The 22201-nt window shown below is 63.3% G+C and carries 20 protein-coding genes; 17 read left to right on the top strand and 3 right to left on the bottom strand.

All coding sequences use genetic code 11. The features are described 5' to 3' along the window. Positions 1 to 62: 62 nt before the first annotated feature. From JQ609_RS16600 to boxB, 4 genes are all read left to right on the top strand, one after another. Positions 63 to 878: an alpha/beta fold hydrolase gene (locus JQ609_RS16600; RefSeq protein ID WP_212274202.1), complete on the top strand. Its 816-nt coding sequence runs from the start codon at positions 63 to 65 to the stop codon at positions 876 to 878. Between the two features lie 51 nt (positions 879 to 929). Continuing rightward, the gene (locus tag JQ609_RS16605) at positions 930 to 1448 is read left to right on the top strand and encodes a DUF309 domain-containing protein (protein WP_212274203.1); all 519 of its coding nucleotides are present in this window, start codon (positions 930 to 932) and stop codon (positions 1446 to 1448) included. 98 nt (positions 1449 to 1546) lie between these two features. Continuing rightward, a complete protein-coding gene (boxC, locus tag JQ609_RS16610) occupies positions 1547 to 3235 on the top strand; it encodes a 2,3-epoxybenzoyl-CoA dihydrolase (protein ID WP_212274204.1) in 1689 nt (562 codons plus the stop codon). Between the two features lie 158 nt (positions 3236 to 3393). Continuing rightward, positions 3394 to 4830, top strand: a complete 1437-nt coding sequence (boxB, locus tag JQ609_RS16615; protein ID WP_212208980.1) for a benzoyl-CoA 2,3-epoxidase subunit BoxB — start codon at positions 3394 to 3396, stop codon at positions 4828 to 4830. 258 nt (positions 4831 to 5088) lie between these two features. On the opposite strand, the gene JQ609_RS16620 is transcribed toward boxB, so the two are convergent. Together JQ609_RS16620 and JQ609_RS16625 are read right to left on the bottom strand one after the other, a co-directional pair. Further along, positions 5089 to 5889 (bottom strand): SDR family oxidoreductase, encoded by an 801-nt coding sequence (locus JQ609_RS16620; protein ID WP_212208829.1) that lies wholly within the window; start codon positions 5887 to 5889, stop codon positions 5089 to 5091. 222 nt (positions 5890 to 6111) lie between these two features. Then, positions 6112 to 7170: a polysaccharide deacetylase family protein gene (locus JQ609_RS16625; protein WP_212274205.1), complete on the bottom strand. Its 1059-nt coding sequence runs from the start codon at positions 7168 to 7170 to the stop codon at positions 6112 to 6114. Positions 7171 to 7334: 164 nt separating this feature from the next. Between JQ609_RS16625 and JQ609_RS16630 the strand changes: the two genes are divergently transcribed. The 10 genes from JQ609_RS16630 to phoB all read left to right on the top strand — a co-directional run bounded on the left by JQ609_RS16630 (position 7335) and on the right by phoB (position 17295). Continuing rightward, positions 7335 to 8729 carry an OmpA family protein gene (locus JQ609_RS16630; RefSeq protein ID WP_212274206.1) on the top strand — a complete coding sequence of 465 codons (1395 nt, stop codon included), beginning with the start codon at positions 7335 to 7337 and terminating at the stop codon, positions 8727 to 8729. Positions 8730 to 8731: 2 nt separating this feature from the next. After that, positions 8732 to 9028, top strand: a complete 297-nt coding sequence (locus JQ609_RS16635; RefSeq protein ID WP_212208823.1) for a hypothetical protein — start codon at positions 8732 to 8734, stop codon at positions 9026 to 9028. A 284-nt stretch (positions 9029 to 9312) separates the two neighbouring features. After that, positions 9313 to 10368 carry a lysylphosphatidylglycerol synthase domain-containing protein gene (locus JQ609_RS16640; protein ID WP_212208821.1) on the top strand — a complete coding sequence of 352 codons (1056 nt, stop codon included), beginning with the start codon at positions 9313 to 9315 and terminating at the stop codon, positions 10366 to 10368. A 43-nt stretch (positions 10369 to 10411) separates the two neighbouring features. Continuing rightward, positions 10412 to 11716: an ATP-binding protein gene (locus JQ609_RS16645; RefSeq protein ID WP_212208819.1), complete on the top strand. Its 1305-nt coding sequence runs from the start codon at positions 10412 to 10414 to the stop codon at positions 11714 to 11716. 143 nt (positions 11717 to 11859) lie between these two features. Further along, a complete protein-coding gene (gene pstS / locus JQ609_RS16650) occupies positions 11860 to 12870 on the top strand; it encodes a phosphate ABC transporter substrate-binding protein PstS (protein ID WP_212208817.1) in 1011 nt (336 codons plus the stop codon). Between the two features lie 240 nt (positions 12871 to 13110). Then, positions 13111 to 14100: a phosphate ABC transporter permease subunit PstC gene (pstC, locus tag JQ609_RS16655; RefSeq protein WP_212208815.1), complete on the top strand. Its 990-nt coding sequence runs from the start codon at positions 13111 to 13113 to the stop codon at positions 14098 to 14100. 3 nt (positions 14101 to 14103) lie between these two features. Further along, positions 14104 to 14949, top strand: a complete 846-nt coding sequence (gene pstA / locus JQ609_RS16660) for a phosphate ABC transporter permease PstA (RefSeq protein ID WP_212208813.1) — start codon at positions 14104 to 14106, stop codon at positions 14947 to 14949. After that, complete coding sequence (gene pstB, locus JQ609_RS16665; RefSeq protein ID WP_212274207.1) at positions 14946 to 15767, top strand: phosphate ABC transporter ATP-binding protein PstB; 822 nt, start codon at positions 14946 to 14948, stop codon at positions 15765 to 15767. Before pstA ends, pstB begins: the two co-directional genes overlap by 4 nt. 23 nt (positions 15768 to 15790) lie before the next feature. Next, positions 15791 to 16507, top strand: coding sequence for a phosphate signaling complex protein PhoU (gene phoU / locus JQ609_RS16670; RefSeq protein WP_212208809.1), 717 nt, complete (start codon positions 15791 to 15793; stop codon positions 16505 to 16507). 86 nt (positions 16508 to 16593) lie between these two features. Next, complete coding sequence (phoB, locus tag JQ609_RS16675) at positions 16594 to 17295, top strand: phosphate regulon transcriptional regulator PhoB (RefSeq protein WP_192735463.1); 702 nt, start codon at positions 16594 to 16596, stop codon at positions 17293 to 17295. Positions 17296 to 17477: 182 nt separating this feature from the next. Here the strand turns inward: phoB and JQ609_RS16680 are convergent, their stop codons facing one another. After that, the gene (locus JQ609_RS16680; protein ID WP_192735462.1) at positions 17478 to 17987 is read right to left on the bottom strand and encodes a GcrA family cell cycle regulator; all 510 of its coding nucleotides are present in this window, start codon (positions 17985 to 17987) and stop codon (positions 17478 to 17480) included. 482 nt (positions 17988 to 18469) lie between these two features. On the opposite strand from JQ609_RS16680, the gene JQ609_RS16685 reads away from it, so the two are divergent. The 3 genes from JQ609_RS16685 to JQ609_RS16695 all read left to right on the top strand — a co-directional run bounded on the left by JQ609_RS16685 (position 18470) and on the right by JQ609_RS16695 (position 21796). After that, a complete protein-coding gene (locus JQ609_RS16685; RefSeq protein WP_212274208.1) occupies positions 18470 to 19675 on the top strand; it encodes an aspartate aminotransferase family protein in 1206 nt (401 codons plus the stop codon). After that, a complete protein-coding gene (gene argF / locus JQ609_RS16690; protein WP_212274209.1) occupies positions 19675 to 20601 on the top strand; it encodes an ornithine carbamoyltransferase in 927 nt (308 codons plus the stop codon). Before JQ609_RS16685 ends, argF begins: the two co-directional genes overlap by 1 nt. A 193-nt stretch (positions 20602 to 20794) precedes the next feature. Next, positions 20795 to 21796, top strand: coding sequence for an Hsp33 family molecular chaperone (locus JQ609_RS16695; RefSeq protein ID WP_212274210.1), 1002 nt, complete (start codon positions 20795 to 20797; stop codon positions 21794 to 21796). The last annotated feature ends 405 nt before the right edge of the window (positions 21797 to 22201 follow it).

Here is a 22201-nt window from a genome sequence, read left to right on the forward strand (position 1 = left end):
TGGATGCCCGGGACAAGCCCGGGCATGACGAACGAGAGATTCGAGTCGCAGGTACAACAGACATGACAACACTCTCTCCCACCGGCTTCCTCACCATCGGCGCCGCCAATCTCGAATACCGCATGATCGGTCCGTCGCCTCAGGACGCGCCGACCATCGTGATGCTGCATGAAGGCCTCGGCTCGGCCGGCCTGTGGGGCGATTTTCCGGACAAGCTTCAGGCCGCCACCGGCGCCGGTGTCTTTGTTTACTCGCGCGCGGGCTATGGCGCGTCGACGCCGGTGAAACTGCCGCGTGCCGTCGACTACATGCACAGCGAAGCGCTCGACGTGTTGCCAAAGCTGCTCGATCAAATCGGCTTTCGCCGCGGGCTGCTCGTCGGCCATTCCGATGGCGCCTCGATCGCGGCGATCTATACGGGGGCGCATCAGGATCACCGCGTTGAAGGCGTCGTGATGATCGCGCCGCATTTCATCGTCGAGGACATCTCGGTGAGCTCGATCGCCAACATCAAGGCCGCCTATGAGACCTCCGACCTGAAGGCAAAGCTGGCGCGCTGGCACAAGGATGTCGACAACGCCTTCTATGGCTGGAACGGCGCCTGGCTCGATCCGGCCTTCCGCAATTGGGACATTTCCGAATACCTCGCCTATATCCGCGTGCCGGTGGCGATCCTGCAAGGGGCGGATGACGAGTATGGGACAATGCGCCAGATCGAGATCGCCCAGGAAGAGTGCTATTGTCCCGTCGATGTGACCGTGATCCCGGGGGCGGGACACCAGCCGCATCGGGAGGCGCCGGGGGCGACGCTGGATGCGGTCCAGGAATTCGCAAACGCGGTGTTGCGTGTTGACGGCTCGCAGGGACGGGCCGCGTAAACTATTTTTCCGTGCACTGTTTGGGATTGTCGGTCGTCGGGTCATGCCCCGATGACCACGCTGCCTCTGGCCACGGGCAACCTTCCGCTGCCGCGATGGGCCTATGTTCCGGGCGAGGCCGTTGAAGCCGACGCCGATTACGAAACGCTGGCGCAGGTCACCGCGCTCGTGCCGTCGCGGTTCGGCGGCCACGTGCCGGCGCGGCATCCGGCGCTGCGCTACGCGCTGCGGCTCAACGACCACGGTTATTTCTGGGAGTCGCAGGAGATCCTTGAGGCGGTGTGGGCGGCCGCACCGCAAGGCGGCCGCGAGCGAATCCTGCTGCGCGCCTGCATCCAGATCGCGACCGCGAATTTGCGCCTGCGCATGCAAAAGCCGCACGCCGCAGCAAGGCTGCTTGGGGAAGCGCTCGCCGACCTCAAGGCGCTCGGCCTGCGCAACGCCGGCGGCGACGGGTTCGCCGACGGTTTTCCGGTTTTGGCCCTGGCCGAACTCGTCAAGGTCAAACGGGGGCGGCCACAGCTTGCCAAGGCCGATTGGGTAGCCTTTGGCTCTGTCAACCGAACATGAAACAAAATGCATGTTTCGAAGTTTTGGACTAGACTGAACCAAAAACATGCATTATTGTGCATATCAGGTAAGGCTAACAAAAGCGTCAGGGTGGCCCAATGGCTGGCGAAGATCGCGTCCTCGCAGGCGGTGCAAAATACATCGATTTCCAGACTGATCCGTCGCGCTACCGGCATTGGAAGCTCGATGTCGATGGTGCCGTCGCGACGCTGACCATGGACGTCGACGAGAATGCCGGCCTGTTCGAAGGCTATCAGTTAAAACTCAATTCCTACGACCTCGGCGTCGATATCGAGCTCGCCGATGCCGTGCAAAGGCTGCGCTTCGAGCACCCGGAGGTAAAAGTCGTGGTGATGCGCTCGGGCAAGAACCGCGTGTTCTGCGCCGGCGCCAATATCCGCATGCTGGCGGGCGCCACCCACGCCCACAAAGTCAATTTCTGCAAATTCACCAACGAGACCCGCAACGGTCTGGAAGACTCTTCCGAGAATTCCGGGCAGCGCTTCATCAGCGTCGTCAACGGCACCGCGGCCGGCGGCGGCTATGAACTGGCGCTGGCGACCGATCACATCATGCTCGCCGACGACGGCTCGGCGGCGGTGTCGCTGCCGGAAGTGCCGCTGCTCGCCGTGCTGCCGGGCACCGGCGGCCTGACGCGCGTGGTCGACAAGCGCAAGGTGCGCCGCGATCACGCCGATTATTTCTGCACCATCGAGGAAGGCATCAAGGGCAAGCGCGCCGTGCAATGGCGCCTGGTCGACGAAATCGTGCCGAACAGCAAGCTGGAGGCCAAGGTCGCCGACCGCGCCAAGGAATTCGCCGCCCTCTCGAAGCGCAACGGCAATGGCAAGGGTCTCGCGCTGACGCCGCTCCAGCGCACCATCAACGAGGCCGGCATCCGCTACGGCTTTGTCAGTGTCGATATCGACCGCGCCCAGCGCATCGCCACCATCTCGATCAAGGCGCCGGAAGAAGCCCCGCCCGCCGATATCGACGGCCTGATCGCGCAAGGCGCGTCGTTCTGGCCACTGCAGGTCGCGCGCGAGCTCGATGATGCGATCCTGCATCTGCGCATCAACGAGCTCGAGACCGCGATGCTGCTGTTCAAGTCGCATGGCGACCGCGCCGGCGTCGTCGCCTGCGACGCGTTCCTCGAAGCCAACAAGGCACACTGGCTGGTCAACGAGATCAGGCAATACTGGAAGCGGGTGCTCAAGCGCATCGACGTTACCTCGCGCACGCTGGTGACGCTGGTCGAGCCCGGCTCCTGCTTCGTCGGCACGCTGGCCGAACTCGTGTTCGCCGCCGACCGTTCCTACATGCTGATCGGCCAGAAGCAGGGCGACAACCGCGCCCCGCCGACCATCGAACTGACCGCGATGAATTTCGGGCCGTATCCGATGAGCCACGGCCTGACGCGGCTGCAGTCGCGCTTCCAGGCCGATCCGTCCGATCTCGAGCGCGCCGAGGCGACTATCGGCACCACGCTCGATGCCGAGGCGGCCGAAGAGCTCGGCCTCGTCACCTTCGCGCTCGACGATATCGACTGGGACGACGAGGTGCGGGTGTTCCTGGAGGAGCGCACCTCCTTTTCGCCCGACGGCCTCACCGGCATGGAAGCCAATTTGCGCTTCGTCGGACCCGAGACCATGGAATCGAAGATCTTCTCGCGCCTCACCGCGTGGCAGAACTGGATCTTCCAGCGTCCCAACGCCGTCGGCGAAGACGGCGCCCTGCGCCGCTACGGCACCGGCCAGAAGGCGCAGTTCGATATGACGCGGGTTTAGATTTCGTGTCCCGGTCGCTGCGCGGCACGCTTGTGACGCGCTGCAGAACCGGGATCCACACGGACCGTTACTGAAATGGTCCCGGCTCTGCGGCGCACCGCTTCGCGTCGCACCGCGTCCGGGACACGAGAGCGAGCAAGGAGCACGCCATGAACTTCATGAACGTCGATTACTCAACCAAGATTCCCAACAACGTGAATCTCAGTGAAGATCGCCAGGTGCTCAAGGCGCTCGAGGGCTGGCATCCCGGCTACATGGATTGGTGGGGCGACATGGGGCCGGAAGGCTTCCAGCAATCATTGGTGTATCTGCGCACCGCCTATTCGGTCGATCCGCGCGGCTGGGCCAAGTTCGATTACGTCAAGATGCCGGAATATCGCTGGGGCATTCTCCTTGCTCCCCAGGAGGAAAATCGCGTCATTCCGTTCGGCGAGAATTTTGGCAAGCCGGCCTGGCAGGAAGTCCCGGGCGAACACCGCGCCACGCTGCGCCGCCTGATTGTGATCCAGGGCGATACCGAGCCGGCCTCGGTCGAACAGCAGCGCCATCTCGGCAAGACCGCGCCCTCGCTGTACGACCTGCGCAATTTGTTCCAGGTCAATGTCGAGGAAGGCCGCCATCTGTGGGCGATGGTCTATCTCCTGCAAAAGTATTTCGGCCGCGACGGCCGCGAAGAGGCCGATGATTTGTTGCGCCGCCGCTCCGGCGACGCGGATTCGCCACGCATGCTCGGCGCCTTCAATGAGGCGACGCCCGACTGGCTGTCGTTCTTCATGTTCACCTACTTCACCGACCGCGACGGCAAGATGCAGCTGCATTCGCTGGCGCAGTCCGGCTTCGATCCCTTGTCGCGCACCTGCCGCTTCATGCTGACCGAAGAGGCGCATCACATGTTCGTCGGCGAGACCGGCATCAGCCGCGTCGTGCAGCGCACCTGCGAGGCGATGAAGGCGGCCGGCATCACCGATCCGACCGATATCGCAAAAGTCCGTGCGCTCGGCGTGATCGATCTGCCGACCATCCAGAAGAAGCTGCATCTGCATTATTCGCTGTCGCTGGATCTGTTCGGCTCGGAAGTCTCGACCAACGCGGCGAACGCCTTCAATGCCGGCATCAAGGGCCGCTACAAGGAAACCCAGATCGACGACGACCATCAGCTGAAGAACGCGACCTACCCGGTGCTGAAGCTGGTCGATGGCGTGATCAAGCGCGTCGACGAGCCGGCGCTAACCGCGCTCAACATGCGCCTGCGCGACGACTACACGCAGGATTGCGCCAAGGGCATGCTGCGCTGGAACAAGATCATCTCGCTCGCCGGCTACCAGTACAAGCTGACGCTGCCCGACGTCGCCTTCCACCGCCATATCGGCGAGTTCAAGGACATCAACGCGACCCCGGAGGGCGTGTTGATCGACGCCGCCACCTGGAACGCGCGCAAGAACGATTGGCTGCCGTCATCGGACGATGGCGACTTCATCGCTTCGCTGATGACCCCGGTCACCGAAGCCGGCACCTACGCCTCCTGGATCTCGCCGCCCAAGGTCGGCATCGACAACAAGCCCGGCGATTTCGAGTACGTGAAAATCGAGACGTGAGTTGTTAGGGAGCCCCGCTCGACGGGCTCCCTCCCCCCTTGCGGGGGAGGGTTGGGGAGAGGGGTAGCCCCACAAAAGGTGTTTGAAAGAAGAGACCCCTCTGCGAACATCGGTTCATCACGTCGACACGCAAGCCGAGAGAGCACGTCGTGTGGCAACCCTCTCCCTGACCCTCCCCCGCAAGGGGGGAGGGAACGGAGAAATTCTCGGCTGCCTCACTTGATCCCCGCTGTCACCTGCCGCGATGGATCGCGCCCTCTACCCCGCAATCTCCAGTCCCGCATTCGCGTACACCACGCCGCCATCAACCGCGATGGTGTTGCCGATCACATAATCGCCGGCGCGCGAGGCGAGATAGATCGCAATCCCGGCCATATCCTCGTCGGTGCCGATGCGTTTGGCCGGAATGCGTTTTGCGACTTCATCCGAATGGTCGCGTGCGGCCTTGTTCATGTCCGACTTGAAGGCGCCCGGCGCGATCGCGGTGACGTTGATGTTGTCCTTGACCAGTTTGGTCGCCATGCGCCGTGTCAGATGGATCACCGCGGCCTTGCTCGCGGCATAGGAATAGGTCTCCGTCGGGTTGACGAAGATGCCGTCGACCGAGGCAATGTTGATGACCTTGGCCGGCCGCTCGTGCGATGCGGCCGCGCGCAGCGGTTTCGCCAGCGCCTTGGTCAGGAAGAACAGTGACTTGACGTTGAGGTCCATGACCTTGTCCCAGCCGCTCTCCGGAAATTCGTCGAACTCCGCGCCCCAGGCGGCGCCGGCATTGTTGACGAGGATATCGAGCTTCGGCTCGAGCTTGATCATCTCGGCGGCGAGCCTGTCGCAACCTTCGACGGTCGAAATATCGATCGGCAGCGCGATGCACTCGCCGTCATAGGCCGCCGTGAGTTCTTTCGCGGTCGCCTCGCAGGGGCCGGCCTTGCGCGCGGTGATGTAGACCTTCGCCGCTCCCTGCGCGAGAAACCCGGCCGCGATCATCTTGCCAATCCCGCGCGATCCACCCGTCACCAGCGCGACGCGGCCCTTGAGCGAAAACAGATCCTTGAACATGAGTTCCTCCATTGCTCTTGCCGGCGGTTTTGAGCGCGAGAGGAGGGCGAGTCAACTCTTCCCCTCTCCCCTTGTGGGAGAGGGTGGCTTCGCGAAGCGAAGACGGGTGAGGGGTTCTCTCTACACGGTGAGATTTCGAGGAGGATGGAGACCCCTCATCCGGCGCTTCGCGCCACCTTCTCCCACAAGGGGAGAAGGGAAGTGAGGCGTCAATGACGACAACTACGCCGCGTCGATGCGCCGAAAACCGTTCCACATCGCGGTGGCGGCGCCGGAGGTCAGCACGGGGATGATGCGCTCGTCCTGGTAATTGCCGTTGAGCGAGACCCGCTGCAGCGCGGTCAAATGACCGGCGCTTTCCGGGAAGATCATGCCCGGCCGGGTCGTCACCGCGGTCTTGAAGCCGGCCGCCTTGGCGAGTGTGAACTCCCGCTGCCCGGCGGCGATCTTGTCGCCATAGGGATAGGCAAGATGCAGCACCGGGCGTTGCAGCGCCGCCTCGATCCGCATCCGGCTGGTGGCGATTTCGAAACTGGCGGTCGCCTCGGTCTGCTTCGCCAGGTTGCAATGCGTGATTGTATGCGCGCCGATGGTCACGAGCGGTTCGTCCGCAAACGCCTTCAACTCGTCCCAAGACATGCAGAGGTCGCGGGCGATCTTCGTCTCGTCCACATCATAGCGCGTGCAGAGCGCGGAGATTTCGCGTTGCACGTCGAGCTCGCCCGGCAGGCTGCGCAGCCACTCGTGCAGCCGGTCGAAGGCGACCTGCTTGGCCGCCGGCGTCGAGGCATCAAGACGGGTAACCACGCCGCCGATCGGCACCTCGATCGAGGAAGCCTTGGCGAGCGCCAGCTCCATTGCAACCCACCACAACCGGCCGGTGCCTTCGGCGAAATCGCTGGTGACGTAGACCGTCATGGGTGCGTCGAATTCACGCATCACGGGCAACGCGAAATCGCGGTTGTCGCGATAACCGTCGTCAAAGGTGAAGCAGGCGAAGCGCCGCGCGAAATTGCCCTGGGAGAGCCGCGCATGCGCCTCGTCCATGCTGACCAGGTCGACGTTGAGGGACCGCAGATGCGCCAGCACCGCGCGCAGGAATTCGGGTTCGACCTCGAGATGATAATTAGGCTGGAATTCCACGTCGCGGCGCGGGCGCACATGGTGCAGCATGAAAATTGCGCCGACACCTGCGAAGATTGGTCGCAGCAAATAATGCGCGCCCGAGAAGTAAAGCGCCTCCAGTCCGGCGCGGATAACGGTGTTGCGGAGCATTTTCATCAGGACTTGCCGCCTGTTTCATTATGTTTCTAACTTAGCGGCAGACCGTTGAAGAAACGGTTAGCTGGGCAAATATCCGCACCCCGACGCTTCTGCGTTATTTCGGGTTTGACAGCCCCGCAAGGGTTTGTTTTCTCTCTGTTTCCGGACCCTTAGGAACTCGAATGCACGGACTTTTCAGGTGGAGTGGCAAATGGTGGCCGGGTGTGATTCCGCTCGTCATCCTTTGGGGTTTCGCCGCCTGGACAAGCACCGTGCCGCTGGAAGCCGACCTGGCGCAGCGTTCTACCACAGCGCTGAAAGATACCGTCCTCGACAAAAGGCGAATAGTGGTTGCGGGCCGCGACGTGACGTTTGCAGCCGAAGCCTTCTCGGAAGAGGGCCGGATGAGCGCGGTTGCGTCGGTGGAAGCGGTGCCGGGCGTGCGGCTGGTCAACGATGAAACCCGCCTCGTTCCCGAAGCCAAGCCGTTCGTGTGGTCGGCTGAACGCGACGTCGTCCGGGTGACGCTGGGCGGCAGTTCGCCGCTGCCTTCGAGCAAAAGCAAGCTGATGGAAGCCGCGCGCGCGATGCTTGGTGGCGTCGAAGTCTCCGACCGCATGAACCTGGCGCGCGGCGCGCCGCAGCGCTTCGACAATGTCGCGCTGCTGTTGCTCGACCAGATTGCAAAACTGAAGGAAGGAAAGATCACGCTGTCGGACAACAAGGTCACGCTGTCAGGGATGGCGCGTGAACTTGGCGGCCGCGAAGCCATCGCTGCCGCACTGAAAAATCTCCCCGAGGGCTATTCGGTCGCGGCCAACGACATCAAGGCGCCGCCCTACATCTTCCAGGCCTACAAGGATCCGGTCGCGGTGACGCTGACGCTGACCGGCTATGTGCCCGACAACAACGCCCATGCGGCGCTGGTGGCGGCGGCGGGCCGCAAATTCTTCAGCGAGAAAGTCGTAGACAACCTGAAGGCGAGTATCGGTGCGCCGTCAGGATTTGCCGCCGCCGTGGTGCCGGCGCTCGGCGCGCTGTCGCGGTTGTCGACCGGGACGCTCGTGGTCAGCGACCGCGAGGTGAAACTGTCGGGCGATGCGCTTTACGAGGCGGCCGCGACCCAGATCCGAGCCGGCCTTGGCAAGGAGTTTCCGCAGGGGTGGCAATTCAAGCCTGAAATCTCGGTCAAACCGACCGCGGCGCCGGTCGACCCAACGGTCTGCCAGCAGCTGTTTACCGATCTGCTCGGCAAGGCCAGGATCCGGTTCGAATCCGGGAAGGCCGACATCGTGGCTGACTCCGCCGGGCTGCTCGACCGCCTGATCGAGACCGCAATGCGCTGCCCGAACGCCAATATCGAGGTCGTCGGACATACCGATTCCGACGGCGAGGAACCCACCAATCAGGCGCTCTCGGAGAAGCGCGCCCAGGCGGTCACCGATTATCTGGTCAAGGCCGGACTGCCGGCGAACCGTTTTACGTCGGTCGGCTATGGCAGCACACAGCCGATCGCCGGCAATGATACCGACCAGGGCAAGGCGCAGAACCGTCGCATCGATTTCGTGGTGAGGTAAGGATGGCCTATCTGACGACGTTTTTCTGGGGCTGGCTGCTGGGATCGTTGCTGCTTGGCCTGGCGATGGGCTGGATTTCCATCGTTCAGCACGGCGAAGGCGTATCGAAAACCTGGAAGCGGTGGCTGGCGGCGTTGGCGGTCGTGCTGGTCGCGGCCGCGCTTTCGCGCGTGGTCCCCGGCCGGTTTGGCTATTGGCTCGACCTCGGACTGATCATGTTTGCGCTCTATCTTTGCGGCTGTGCGGTGGGATCGTGGCTGCGGGACTGGGTGGTCTCGCGCAGCGCCCCCGCGGCTTGAAACGCCCCGGCATGACCCGTTCCAGCCCAAGGGATTGGTTAAGGGATTGGTTAAGGGATTGCCCAAGGGACCCGGCAGGAGCCCGGTTTGGGCGCGCAGAATCCAGCAAAACTGTGCACCCATTGTCATCAAATCCGCCTAATAGATTGAAGAACCGCGTTTTATTGTCGTTAGACGAATTCCACTCCGGCCCAAAACGCGCTACTGGAGTGCCTAGGGAGCAGCGGAGCGTCGGCGGAATTCGCACCGTTGCCGTCGTCGCGGGATCGCAATTCGAGGTCTAGATGCTGGAAGCAATACGCAGGGCGATTTCGTTTCTGCGCCAGAAGCAGGTCCTGCATAAGCTCGGGGTTGTGATCAGTATCGCGGTCATCGGAACCGCGTGCTACGTGCTCTATCACATGCTGCGTGGCATCGACTCCAACGAGGTGATCGAGGCCATCAAGAGCACGGAACCGCGCCAGATCGTGCTGGCGGCGCTATTCGTGGCGGCGGGATACTTCACGCTGACCTTCTACGATCTGTTTGCGGTGCGGGCGATCGGCCACACCCACGTCCCCTACCGCATCACCGCGCTTGCCGCCTTCACCTCCTATTCGATCGGCCACAATGTCGGCGCCAGCGTCTTCACCGGCGGCGCGGTGCGCTACCGGATCTATTCGGCCTGGGGGCTGAACGCGATCGACGTCGCCAAGATCTGCTTTTTGGCCGGGCTCACCTTCTGGCTCGGCAATGCCGCGGTGCTGGGCCTCGGCATCGCCTATCACCCGGAAGCCGCGGCCTCGATCGATCAGTTGCCGGCCTGGCTCAACCGAGCCCTGGCGTTTGCGATTATCGCCGGCCTCGTCGGCTATGTGGTCTGGGTCTGGAGCCAGCCCCGTAGCGTCGGCCGCGGGCCGTGGACCGTGACGCTGCCGGGCGGGCCGCTGACACTGCTGCAGATCGGCATCGGCATCATCGACCTCGGGTTCTGCGCGCTGGCGATGTATGTGCTGACCCCCGATGAACCCAACCTTGGCTTCGTCGTCGTCGCGGTCATCTTCGTCTCGGCGACGCTGCTCGGCTTTGCCAGCCACTCGCCCGGTGGTCTCGGTGTGTTCGACGCGGCCATGCTGGTCGGGCTCTGGCAGATGGACCGGGAGGACCTCCTGGCCGGGATGCTGCTGTTCCGGGTCCTCTATTATATTGCGCCTTTTGTCATATCTGTAATCTTGCTGACGCTTCGGGAGGTTATCCTGGGGGCGCGGTCGAAGCGCTTGCGCCAGTTGGCGCCTGGCCCCGACGCCGAACCGAGACGTGAGGCCGTCTATGTGCGCGAGCGTGGAGACACCGGCGCCTGAAAGCGCGTAAAAGACGCAAAAGACAGAGGGAACAAAGCCAACAATGGCGATAGACGATTCCTCCTCTTCCTCCTCCTATTTTGCCCCATGGTCCGACCGGTTACGGCATTCGGCCATTATCCTGCTGGTCGCGGGCCTTGCTCTGTCGGTCTTCGTCGCCACCGGCGAACTCGGGGTGGCGCGCGCAATTGCCGCCTTTATCTGCATTGCCGCCGCAGCGCTGGTGCCATGGCGGCTGCATGATGCGGTCACCTCGCGCGAGGACGTTCGCGGCGTCAATCCGGTCGAAGCCGCCGCGGTCAGCGCCGTCGTGGCCGGCATGCCGGATCCCGCCGTGCTGCTCGACCGCGCCGGCCGCGTCCTCCATCTCAATGCGGCGGCAGCCCAGCTGGCGCCTGCGTTGCGCAAGAACGAGCTTGCCCAGTTCGCGCTTCGCTCGCCCGAAATCATCACCGCCCTGCGCGAGGCGATCGCGACCACCGAACCGCGCCGCGCGACCTATCTCGACCATGTGCCGGTCGACCGCTGGATGGAGCTGATCATCACGCCGGTGCCGGTGCCGACGCTGTTCGGCGGCACCGACAAGTGCATGCTGATGACGTTTCACGACCAGACGCCGCTGCGCCGGGTCGAGGAGATGCGCGCCGATTTCGTCGCCAATGCCAGCCACGAACTGCGCACGCCGCTCGCCGCCCTGTCCGGCTTCATCGATACGCTGCAGGGACCGGCCAAGGATGACGTCAAGGCGCGCGAGCGCTTTCTCGGCATCATGCACGCGCAGGCGACGCGCATGGCGCGGCTGATCGACGATCTGTTGTCGCTGTCGCGGGTCGAATTGTCGGCGCATGTTCGGCCCGATACCTCGGTCGACATCGTGCCGATCATCCGCCAGGTCGCCGACGGGCTGGAGCCGCTGGCGCATGAGCGCCAGGTCAGAATCGAAATCGATCTGCCCGAGCTGCCGGTGACGATCGCGGGCGATCGCGAGGAGCTGCTGCGGCTGTTCGAAAATCTGATCGAGAACGCGCTCAAATATGGCGCCTCCGGCGGCAAGGTCATCGTCTCGCTGGTGCGGGCGAGTTCCGCCGATGGCACACCGGAAGTCCGTGTCCTGGTGCGCGATTTCGGGCCCGGAATTGCCCCGGAACATCTGCCGCGGCTCACCGAGCGGTTCTACCGGGTCGATGTCGGCGACAGCCGGGCGCAAGGTGGAACCGGGCTCGGTTTATCCTTGGTGAAACATATTGTTAACCGCCATCGCGGCCGGCTTTTGATTGAAAGCGTGCCCAAAAACGGGGCCACTTTTACCGCCTGCTTCCCCCAGGCCAAACCCCCGGTTGGGACCTAAACTCTAGCGATTTCAATCGCTTGAGAGTGTCATCCAACTGTCATCGAACCTTCGTAAAAGCTCTACTGACCGCACCTAAACGGATGCGGCGTGAGCGCGATCGGGCGTTAACAGGCGCTTCGCTCACCAGATGGAGACCAGCCATGAATTTCATCAAGACAATCGTCGCGGCAGGCCTCGTCGCCGCCTCGACCTCGGCGTTTTCAGCCGATATCACCGGTGCGGGCGCCACCTTCCCGTTCCCGATCTATTCCAAGTGGGCCGATGCCTACAAAAAGGAGACCGGCAACGGTCTGAACTACCAGTCGATCGGTTCGGGCGCCGGCATCAAGCAGATCCAGGCCAAGACCGTGACCTTCGGCGCCACCGACGCGCCGCTGAAGGCTGAGGCCCTCGAAAAGGACGGCCTCGTGCAGTGGCCGATGGTGATGGGCGCGATCGTCCCCGTCGTGAACCTCGAAGGCATCAAGCCGGGCGAACTCGTGCTCTCGGGCGAATTGCTCGGCGACATCTATCTCGGCAAGATCAAGAAGTGGGACGATCCCGCGATCGCCAAGCTCAATCCGAAGCTGAAGCTGCCGACCGACGCCATCACCGTGGTCCGCCGCTCCGACGGTTCGGGCACCACCTTCAACTTCACCGACTATCTGTCGAAGTCGAACGCCGAGTGGAAGACCAAGGTCGGTCTCGGAACGGCCGTCGAATGGCCAACGGGCGTTGGCGCCAAGGGCAATGAAGGCGTTGCCGGCAACGTCGGCCAGACCAAGAACGCGATCGGTTACGTCGAGTACGCCTACGCCAAGCAGAACAAGCTGACCCATGCCGCGATGGTCAACAAGGCCGGCAAGACCGTGCAGCCGACGATAGCCTCGTTCCAGGCTGCTGCGGCCAACGCCGACTGGGCGAAGGCGCCCGGCTACTACGTGATCCTCACCGACCAGCCCGGCGAAGGCTCCTGGCCGATCACCGCAGCGACCTTCATCCTGATGCACAAGTCCGCGACCGACAAGGCCGCGTCCCAGGAAGCCATCAAGTTCTTCAAATGGTCGTTCGAGAAGGGCGGCAAGATGGCTGAGGAACTCGACTACATCCCGATGCCGGACCCCGTGATCAAGCTGATCGAAAAGACCTGGTCGGCCGAGATCAAGAGCTGAATTTAAGAACAAAGAACCGGGCGGCGTTTCGGCCCGGCGACAATGGGAGCGTGCTCCCACTCTGCCCAACCCGGGTCTTTCCGGGTTGGGTCTTTCCCTCCGGGCAGGAGGGCGAATACAGGCGGGTCTGGTTACCAAGGGGCTTGGTGGACACCAGCCTTGGTTCAAGAGTCCGGTGCAAAACCGGCGCCGGATCCGGGGCAGTTGGGCTATATAGTACAGGGGATTGGCGTGGCAGACATGGCCGTTCAGAGCGACGTGATGGAAGCTGCAGGACCTTACGATCGCGCCAAGGCCCTCAGCGCATTCAAGCTCGGTGACGTTACCTTCTATTGGCTCACGCGCGCCTGCGCGATCTCGGTGCTGCTCATTCTCGGCGGCATCATCCTTTCGCTGATCGTCGGCGCCTGGCCTGCGATCAGGGAATACGGCTTCTCGTTCCTGTTCACCTCGCGCTGGGCGCCGTCGGCCGATCCGCCGGTGCTGGGCGCGCTCGGGCCGATCTACGGCACGCTGATCACCTCCGTGATCGCAATGATGATCGCCATTCCGGTCGGCATCGGCATTGCGATTTTCCTGACCGAGATCTGTCCGATCTGGCTGCGCCGCCCGATCGGGCTCGCGGTCGAACTGCTCGCCGGCATTCCCTCGATCATCTACGGCATGTGGGGTTTCTTCGTGCTGGGCCCGTTTTTGGCCAACTCGTTCCAGCCGTTCATGATCAGCATCTTCGACGGCGTGCCGGTTCTCGGCACCATCTTCGCAGGTCCCCCGTCCTATCTCAGCCTGTTCAACGCCTCGCTGATCCTGGCGATCATGGTGCTGCCCTTCATCACCTCGATCTCGGTCGACGTCTTCAAGACGGTGCCGCCGGTGCTGAAGGAAGCCGCCTACGGCGTCGGCTGCACCACCTGGGAAGTCGTCCGCAATGTCGTGATCCCCTACACAAGGGTCGGCGTGATCGGCGGCGTGATGCTGGCGCTCGGCCGCGCGCTCGGCGAAACCATGGCGGTCACCTTCATCATCGGCAACTCGTTCAAGATCTCGTCCTCAATCTTCGCGCCGGGCACCACGATCTCGGCGGCGATCGCATCCGAATTCGCCGAGAGCGACGGCCTGCACCAGTCCGGCCTGATCCTGCTCGGCTTGCTCCTGTTCGTGCTGACGTTCTTCGTGCTGTCGGCCGCGCGGCTGATGCTGATGCGGCTGGAAAAGAAGGCGGGGAACTGAGCCATGAACCCGATTTACGCCTCCCGTCGCCGTGGCGACATCATCGTCCGGGGCCTCTGCATCAGCGCCGCCTTGTTCGGCGTGACCTGGCTCGCGCTGATCCTGTTCACGCTGTTCTACAACGGCCTTGCCGGCCTCAACCTGGCCGTCTTCACCCAGGACACACCGCCGCCCGGCTCGACCGATGGCGGTCTGCGCAACGCGATCATCGGCTCGATCATGATGACCGTGATCGGCGTCGGCATCGGCGCGCCGCTCGGCATGCTGGCGGGAACCTATCTCGCCGAATACGGCAAGCATGACCGGCTCACCTCGGTGATCCGCTTCATCAACGACATCCTGCTCAGCGCGCCCTCGATCATCATCGGCCTGTTCGTCTATGGCGCCGTCGTGGTGCCGATGGGGGGCTTCTCGGCCTTTGCCGGCTGTCTGGCGCTGGCCGTGATCGTCATTCCCGTGGTGGTCCGTACCACCGAGGACATGCTCGGCCTGGTGCCCAACCCGCTGCGTGAAGCGGCATCCGCGCTCGGCCTGCCGCGCTCGCTGGTGATCAAGCGCATCGCCTATCGCGCCGCGCGCGCCGGGCTGATCACCGGCGTGCTGCTCGCCACCGCCCGCGTCGCCGGCGAAACCGCGCCGCTGCTGTTCACCGCGCTGTCGAACCAGTTCTTCAGCCTCGACATGACCAAGACGATGGCGAACCTGCCGGTTACCATCAACAACTTCGTGCAGAGCCCCTACGAATACTGGAAGCAGCTCGCCTGGAGCGGGGCGCTGCTCATCACCCTCACCGTACTTGCCCTGAATATTGGCGCACGCATCCTTGGCGCTGAGAGGACAGCAAAATGAACGATCTTTCTGTATCCGTGAGTGGCGCGAACGGACCCGTTCCCCAGGTGGCGCTGCCCGACGCGCCGCCGAAGGTGACCGCGCGCGGCCTGAATTTTTATTACGGCGAGCACCACGCGCTGAAGAACATCAACCTCGCGCTCGGCACCAACAGAGTCACCGCCTTCATCGGGCCGTCCGGCTGCGGCAAGTCGACGCTGCTGCGGATCTTCAACCGGATGTACGATCTGTATCCGGGCCAGAAGGCGACCGGGCAATTGATGCTCGACCAGACCAACATCCTCGACCCCAAGCTCGATCTCAATCTGCTGCGCGCCCGGGTCGGCATGGTGTTCCAGAAGCCGACGCCGTTTCCGATGACGATCTACGAAAACATCGCCTTCGGCATCCGCCTTTATGAGAAGATCTCGAAATCCGAGATGGACGGCCGCGTCGAAAAGGCGTTGCGTGGCGGCGCGCTGTGGAACGAGGTCAAGGACAAGCTGAATGCATCGGGCCTCAGCCTCTCCGGCGGCCAGCAACAGCGGCTCTGCATCGCACGCACCGTCGCGGTGCGCCCGGAAGTGATCCTGTTCGACGAGCCCTGCTCGGCGCTGGACCCGATTTCGACCGCCAAGATCGAAGAACTGATTACGGAGTTGGCGGAGGATTACACCATCGCCATCGTGACCCATAACATGCAGCAGGCGGCGCGCGTCTCGGACAAGACCGCCTTCATGTATCTCGGCGATCTGGTCGAATTCGACGACACCAACAAGATTTTCACCTCGCCGAGCGATCGACGCACCCAGGATTACATTACCGGCCGGTTCGGCTAAGCGCACATCGCGAGGAGAAGACAATGGCTTCAGAACATACCGCGAAGGCGTTCGACAGCGATCTTCAGGAACTGACCCGCCTGGTCGCCGAAATGGGCGGCCTTGCCGAACGCATGATCACCGAATCCGTCGATGCCCTGATCCGCCGTGACGTCGCGCTTGGCAAGCGCGTGGTCGCGTCCGACGTCGAGATCGACCGCCTGCAGCACCTGATCGAGGAACGTGCGGTGCTGACGATTGCCCGCCGCCAGCCGATGGCCATCGACCTGCGCGAGATCGTCGGCGCCATGCGGGTGGCCACCGATCTGGAACGGATCGGCGACCTCGCCAAGAACATGGGCAAGCGCGTCGCCGCGCTGGAGAACGATTTCCAGCCGCTGAAGCTGATCCGCGGTCTCGAACACATGACCGATCTGGTGCAGTCGCAGGTCAAGTCCGTGCTCGACGCCTACGCGTCGCACGACCTGCCGGCGGCGATGGCGGTCTGGAAGGGCGACGAGGAAGTCGACGCCATCTGTACCTCGCTGTTCCGCGAACTCCTGACCTACATGATGGAAGATCCGCGTAACATCTCGTTCTGCATCCATCTGATGTTCTGCGCCAAGAACATCGAACGGATCGGCGACCACGCCACCAACATCGCCGAGACCGTGTTCTACATGATCGAAGGCCAGCAGATGCTCGACAAGCGCCCGAAGGGCGACATGACCAATTTCGCCACGACGGTGCCAGGAAACTAGAATCGAAACTAGATGCGAAACTGGAAGCGGAAGACGTTCGCGTAACAAACCGCGTCAAAATACTGGATATCAAGAGGCTGACATAGATGAACGCACGCATTCTGGTGGTTGAAGACGAGGAAGCGCTCACCACGCTTCTGCGCTACAACCTCGATGCCGAAGGCTATGAGGTCGAAACCGTCGCCCGCGGTGACGACGCCGATACAAGGCTGAAGGAGCGGGTGCCCGACCTGATCGTGCTGGACTGGATGCTGCCGGGCCTGTCCGGCATCGAACTGTGCCGGCGCTTGCGGGCGCGGCCGGAGACCAAGGCGCTGCCGATCATCATGCTGACCGCGCGCGGCGAGGAAAGCGAACGGGTGCGGGGGCTGGCGACCGGCGCCGACGACTACATCGTAAAACCCTTTTCGGTGCCGGAGCTGCTGGCGCGGGTGAAGGGCCTGCTCAGGCGGGCGAGCCCGGAGCGGCTGGCCACCGTGCTGACCTATGGCGATATCGAACTCGATCGCGAGAAGCGCCGCGTCGCGCGCTCGGGCCGTCCGATCGATCTCGGCCCGACCGAATATCGCCTGCTCGAATTTTTCCTGGAACATCCCGGCCGCGTGTTCAGCCGCGAGCAACTGCTCGATAGCGTCTGGGGCCGCGACATCTATATCGACGAGCGTACCGTCGACGTCCATATCGGCCGCCTGCGCAAACTGCTCAATCCCGGCCGCGAACAGGACCCGATCCGCACCGTGCGCGGCGCCGGCTACGCGCTGGATGACCGCTTCGCGAAGGTCGAGTAGGGCGGGTAAGGCGCAGCAATATCCGCTGTCGTCCCGGCCTTGAGCCGGGACCCATAACCACAAATATTGATTGCTCTAAAAAGGCTGGAGCTCCAGCCAAGCATAACCACGGCCATCGGTGGTTATGGGTCCCGGCTCAAGGCCGGGACGACGGCAAATATTCGTCGTAACGCCGCGCGCTCTTAGCGCGTCGGCTTCGGCGCCGGGCGGCGGCGATCGGAGGCCGGCTGATAGGCGATGCGCGAGTGATGTGCGCAATAGGGCAGGCTGGTGAGCGCCTTGCCGCCGCAGAAAAAGAATTCCGAGCTGGACGGATCGCCGATCGGCCAGTGGCAGGTGGCCTCGTTCAATTCGAGCAGCGTCAGCCGCTGGCTCATCGGCACCACATTGTCGTAGGCGACCGGATCCGGCTCCATCTCCACCTCGAAGGCGTGGGCCAGCGCGGTGTTGCCGCGCGACACCGGGCGCGCCACCCGCATCATCTGCTGGGCGGGGCGCGCCTTGCGCTGACGCGGCGCGGCCGAGGACGGGCTCTTGGCACGGCCGGAAAGACCCAGCCGGTGCACTTTGCCGATCACTGCATTTCGCGTCACATTTCCAAGTTCCGCGGCGATCTGGCTGGCGGAAAGTCCGCCCTCCCAGAGCTTCTTAAGCTGCTCGACGCGCTCGTCGGACCAGGTCAATACCGTCATCGCATTCTTCCCTTCGCACAGAGCCGGCCAATTGGGGGGCAGCGCTGGCGATGCCAATTCTCAAAAATCCCAGCGGGCAGAATCCCTTAGCCCTCGCCGGGCGCATAAAAGCCGCCCGAACGTTTACGCCTTACAAAATGGACTCTAGGGGTCAGTACTTCCGCACGAGATGTCGTACCCGACAGCCCAGACGCTACAATATGGCGGGACTCTGGCGCAAGAGTCCGCGTCCGTGCGTCCACATGTTCCGGTATTTATGCATTGCAATTAGAGTTTTCCACGGCACCGGAATGCTACGGATTGCTTTATCCTGCACTGCAGGAAAGCCGTTTTTAGGCGTGTTGACACGGTCCAAAGCCAGCATAGAATGCCTGTCACGTGCCGCCCCGAAAAGGCGGCACGTTTTGTTTTCGCAAGACCGGCTGTGCCGCGTTCGCACCAATGCACGCTATGTGGCCGGTCTCTAACCGTCAGTGATGGCCATGACCAACAGCGCCCCGTCGCATCTGCTTCCCGTTTTCGCGAGAGTCGATCTCGGTTTCGAACGCGGCGAAGGCGCGTGGCTGATCTCGACGTCGGGCGAGCGCTATCTCGACTTCACCTCGGGTGTGGCGGTGAATGCGCTCGGCCATTGCCATCCGCATCTGGTCGCAGCCTTGCAGGAGCAGGCCACCAAGCTCTGGCACATGTCGAACCTGTTCCGGAGCCCGGACGGCGACAAGCTGGCAGCAAGGCTGTGCGAGCAGAGCTTTGCCGATCTGGTGTTCTTCTGTAATTCCGGCGCGGAAGCGATGGAATGCGCGATCAAGGTCGCGCGCCGCTATCACGCCGCCAAGGGACATCCCGAGCGCTATCGCATCGTCACCTTCGAGGGCGCGTTCCACGGCCGCACGCTGGGCACGCTGGCGGCGACCGGCTCGGCCAAATATCTGGAAGGCTTCGGTCCGCCGCTGGATGGCTTCGACCAGGTCGCGCATGGCGATCTCGAAGCGGTCAAGAAGGCGATCGGGCCAGAGACCGCCGCCATCCTGATCGAACCGGTGCAGGGCGAGGGCGGCGTCCGCAGCGCGCCGCATGCGTTCTACAAGGCGCTGCGCCAATTGTGCGACGACAAGGGCCTGCTGCTGATCTTCGACGAGGTGCAGACCGGCATGGGCCGCACCGGCGATCTGTTTGCCTATAAGCGCCTCGGCGTCACCCCCGACATCATGTCGCTGGCAAAAGCGCTCGGCGGCGGTTTTCCGATCGGCGCCTGCCTTGCCACGGCAGAGGCGGCGTCCGGTATGACGCCGGGCTCGCACGGCTCGACCTTCGGCGGCAACCCGCTGGCGATCGCCTCCGCCAACGCGGTGCTCGACGTGATGCTCAAGCCCGGCTTCTTCGACCACGTGCAGAAGGTGTCGCTGCTGCTGAAACAGAAGCTCGCTTCCGTGGTCGATCGCTATCCTTCCGTGCTCGCGGAAGTGCGCGGCGAAGGGCTGCTGATCGGCGTCAAGGCCGTAGTGCCCTCGGGCGATCTCGTTGCCGCGCTGCGCGACCAGAAGCTGCTGACGGTCGGCGCCGGCGACAATGTCGTGCGCTTCCTCGCCCCGCTGATCGTTTCCGAAGCCGAGATCGAGCAGTCCGTCCAAAGCCTCGAGCGCGCCTGCATCGCGCTGTCGGGCGACAAGAAGAAGGCGGCGGGGTGATGAGCAAGTCCCTACGTCACTTCCTCGATATCAGCGAGCTGCCGCCGAAGGAATTGCGCAACATGCTGGACCTGAGCGTCGCCATGAAGGCGAAGCTGAAGGCGCATGAGAAGAACAAGAAGCCGCTCGAGGGCAAGACGCTGGCGATGATCTTCGAACGGCCGTCGACCCGCACCCGGGTCTCGTTCGACGTCGGTATGCGCCAGCTCGGCGGCGAGGCCATCATGCTGACCGGCGCGGAAATGCAGCTCGGGCGCGGCGAGACCATTGCCGATACCGCGCGCGTGCTGTCGCGTTACGTCGATGCGATCATGATCCGCATCCTCAACCACGATGCGCTGCTGGAGCTTGCCGCCAACGCCACCGTGCCCGTCATCAACGGGCTGACCCGGCGATCGCATCCCTGCCAGGTGATGGCTGACCTGATGACGTTCGAGGAGCATCGCGGTTCGATCGAGGGCCGCACCGTGGCCTGGACCGGCGATGACAACAACGTGCTGGCGTCATGGGCGCATGCGGCGGAGCGTTTGAAGTTCAAACTGAACGTGGCGACCCCGCCGCAGCTCGCGCCGAACAAGGCGATGAAGGACTGGATCAAGGCGACGCAGGCGCCGATCGTGCTCGGCAACGACCCGGAAGCCGCCGTCGCCGGCGCCGACTGCGTCGTGACCGACACCTGGGTGTCGATGGGCGACAAGGACGGCGAGCATCGCCACAACGTGCTCAAGCCCTACCAGGTCAACGCCCAGCTGATGTCGCTGGCCAAGCCTGATGCGCTGTTCATGCACTGCCTGCCGGCCCATCGCGGTGAGGAGGTCACCGACGAGGTGATCGACGGCCCGCAATCGGTGGTGTTCGACGAAGCCGAAAACCGCCTGCATGCGCAAAAAGGCATTCTGGCCTGGTGTTTTAACGAAGTGGCGTAGGTCGTTCTTCGTTTTTGCGTTCCCCGGACGCTGCGCAGCGCGCCGCACTTGCGACGTGGTGCGCTGCTGATCCGGGTCCACGTTGTTTTGCCGCGATGGTCCCGGCTCTGCGGAGCAGCGTTGCACGCTGCACCGCGTCCGGGACACGAACCACCCCTTTCGATTCCCGTCCCCCGACCCCAGATAAAGCGCCATGACTCAATCCCCCGACATCAAAATCACGACTGAGGCGCCGATCCGCGCGCCATCGGCGGTTCCCATCGACGATGCGGCGTTGCCGTTCGAGGTCAATGCGCTCGACCTGCGCGGACGGCTGACCCGGCTCGGCCCGGCGCTCGACGACATTCTGACCAAGCACGATTACCCGGCGCCGGTCTGCAAGCTGCTCGGCGAGGCCATCGTGCTGGCGACGCTGCTTGGCTCGTCCCTGAAGTTCGACGGCCGCTTCATCCTGCAGACCCAGACCGACGGCCCGGTGTCGTTCCTGATCGTGGATTTCCAGCTGCCGGATCGGCTGCGCGCCTATGCGCGCTTCGATGCGACGCGGCTGAAGGAGGGGCAGGATTCGGGTGCGTTGCTCGGCAACGGTCATCTGGCGATGACCATCGACCAGGGCGCGGACATGAGCCGCTATCAAGGCCTGGTGGCGCTGGAAGGCGGCAATCTCGAAGACGCCGCGCATGAATATTTCCTGCGCTCCGAACAGATCCCGACCCGCGTGCGGCTTGCGGTCGGCGAGGAATGGCGCGGCAGCGGCGACGGTCCGAAACACCGCTGGCGCGCCGGCGGCATGCTGCTGCAATTCCTGCCCCAGGCGCCTGAGCGGGCGCGGCAGGCCGACCTCGATCCCGGCGATGCGCCGGAAGGCGCCGCCACGCATGCGGTGGCCGAAGACGACGCCTGGGTCGAAGGCCAGTCGCTGATCTCGACCGTCGAGGATGTCGAACTGCTCGATCCGGACCTGTCGGGCGAGCGCTTGTTATATCGCCTGTTCCACGAACGCGGCGTGCGCGTGTTCACGCCGTTAGCCCTGCGCGCGCAATGCTCCTGCTCGCGCGACGCGGTGTCATCGATGCTGAAAAGCTTCCAGCCGCAGGACCGCGCGGAAATGGTCAAGGACGGCAAGGTGGTGGTGACCTGCGAGTTCTGCTCGTCGGTCTATGAGTTCACGCCTGATGAAGCCGGTGTGGAGTAGGGATGCAATTCTGCCTACCACCGTCATTGCGAGGAGCGTAGCGACGAAGCAATCCATTCCTCCGATTGCGGCGCTCTGGATTGCTTCGCGGAGCCTGTCATCGGGCGCGCATTCGCGCGACCCGTTGGCTCGCAATGACGATGTGGGGGCGAGCAGCCGCGACAAATTGGCCCGACGGGCAAATCACTTCTGTTTTACGGAAATCATGTCAAGCCCAAAATTTCTGTAAATCAAAAATATTTCTCTTTCTATCTGACCCAAATCAGTGCGCATCTATCGCCATCCCGTCCTACTCAGAAGGGCGTCGGCCGTCGTCACGGACGTTGGACGGGTTGCGGTGGACGCTGGTTTACGCTTCGACGACGGCGTGGACTAAGCGTACGGCAAAACCGTGTGGTCCTGGCA

This window comes from Bradyrhizobium sp. AUGA SZCCT0169 (assembly GCF_018130085.1).
Taxonomy (GTDB): domain Bacteria; phylum Pseudomonadota; class Alphaproteobacteria; order Rhizobiales; family Xanthobacteraceae; genus Bradyrhizobium.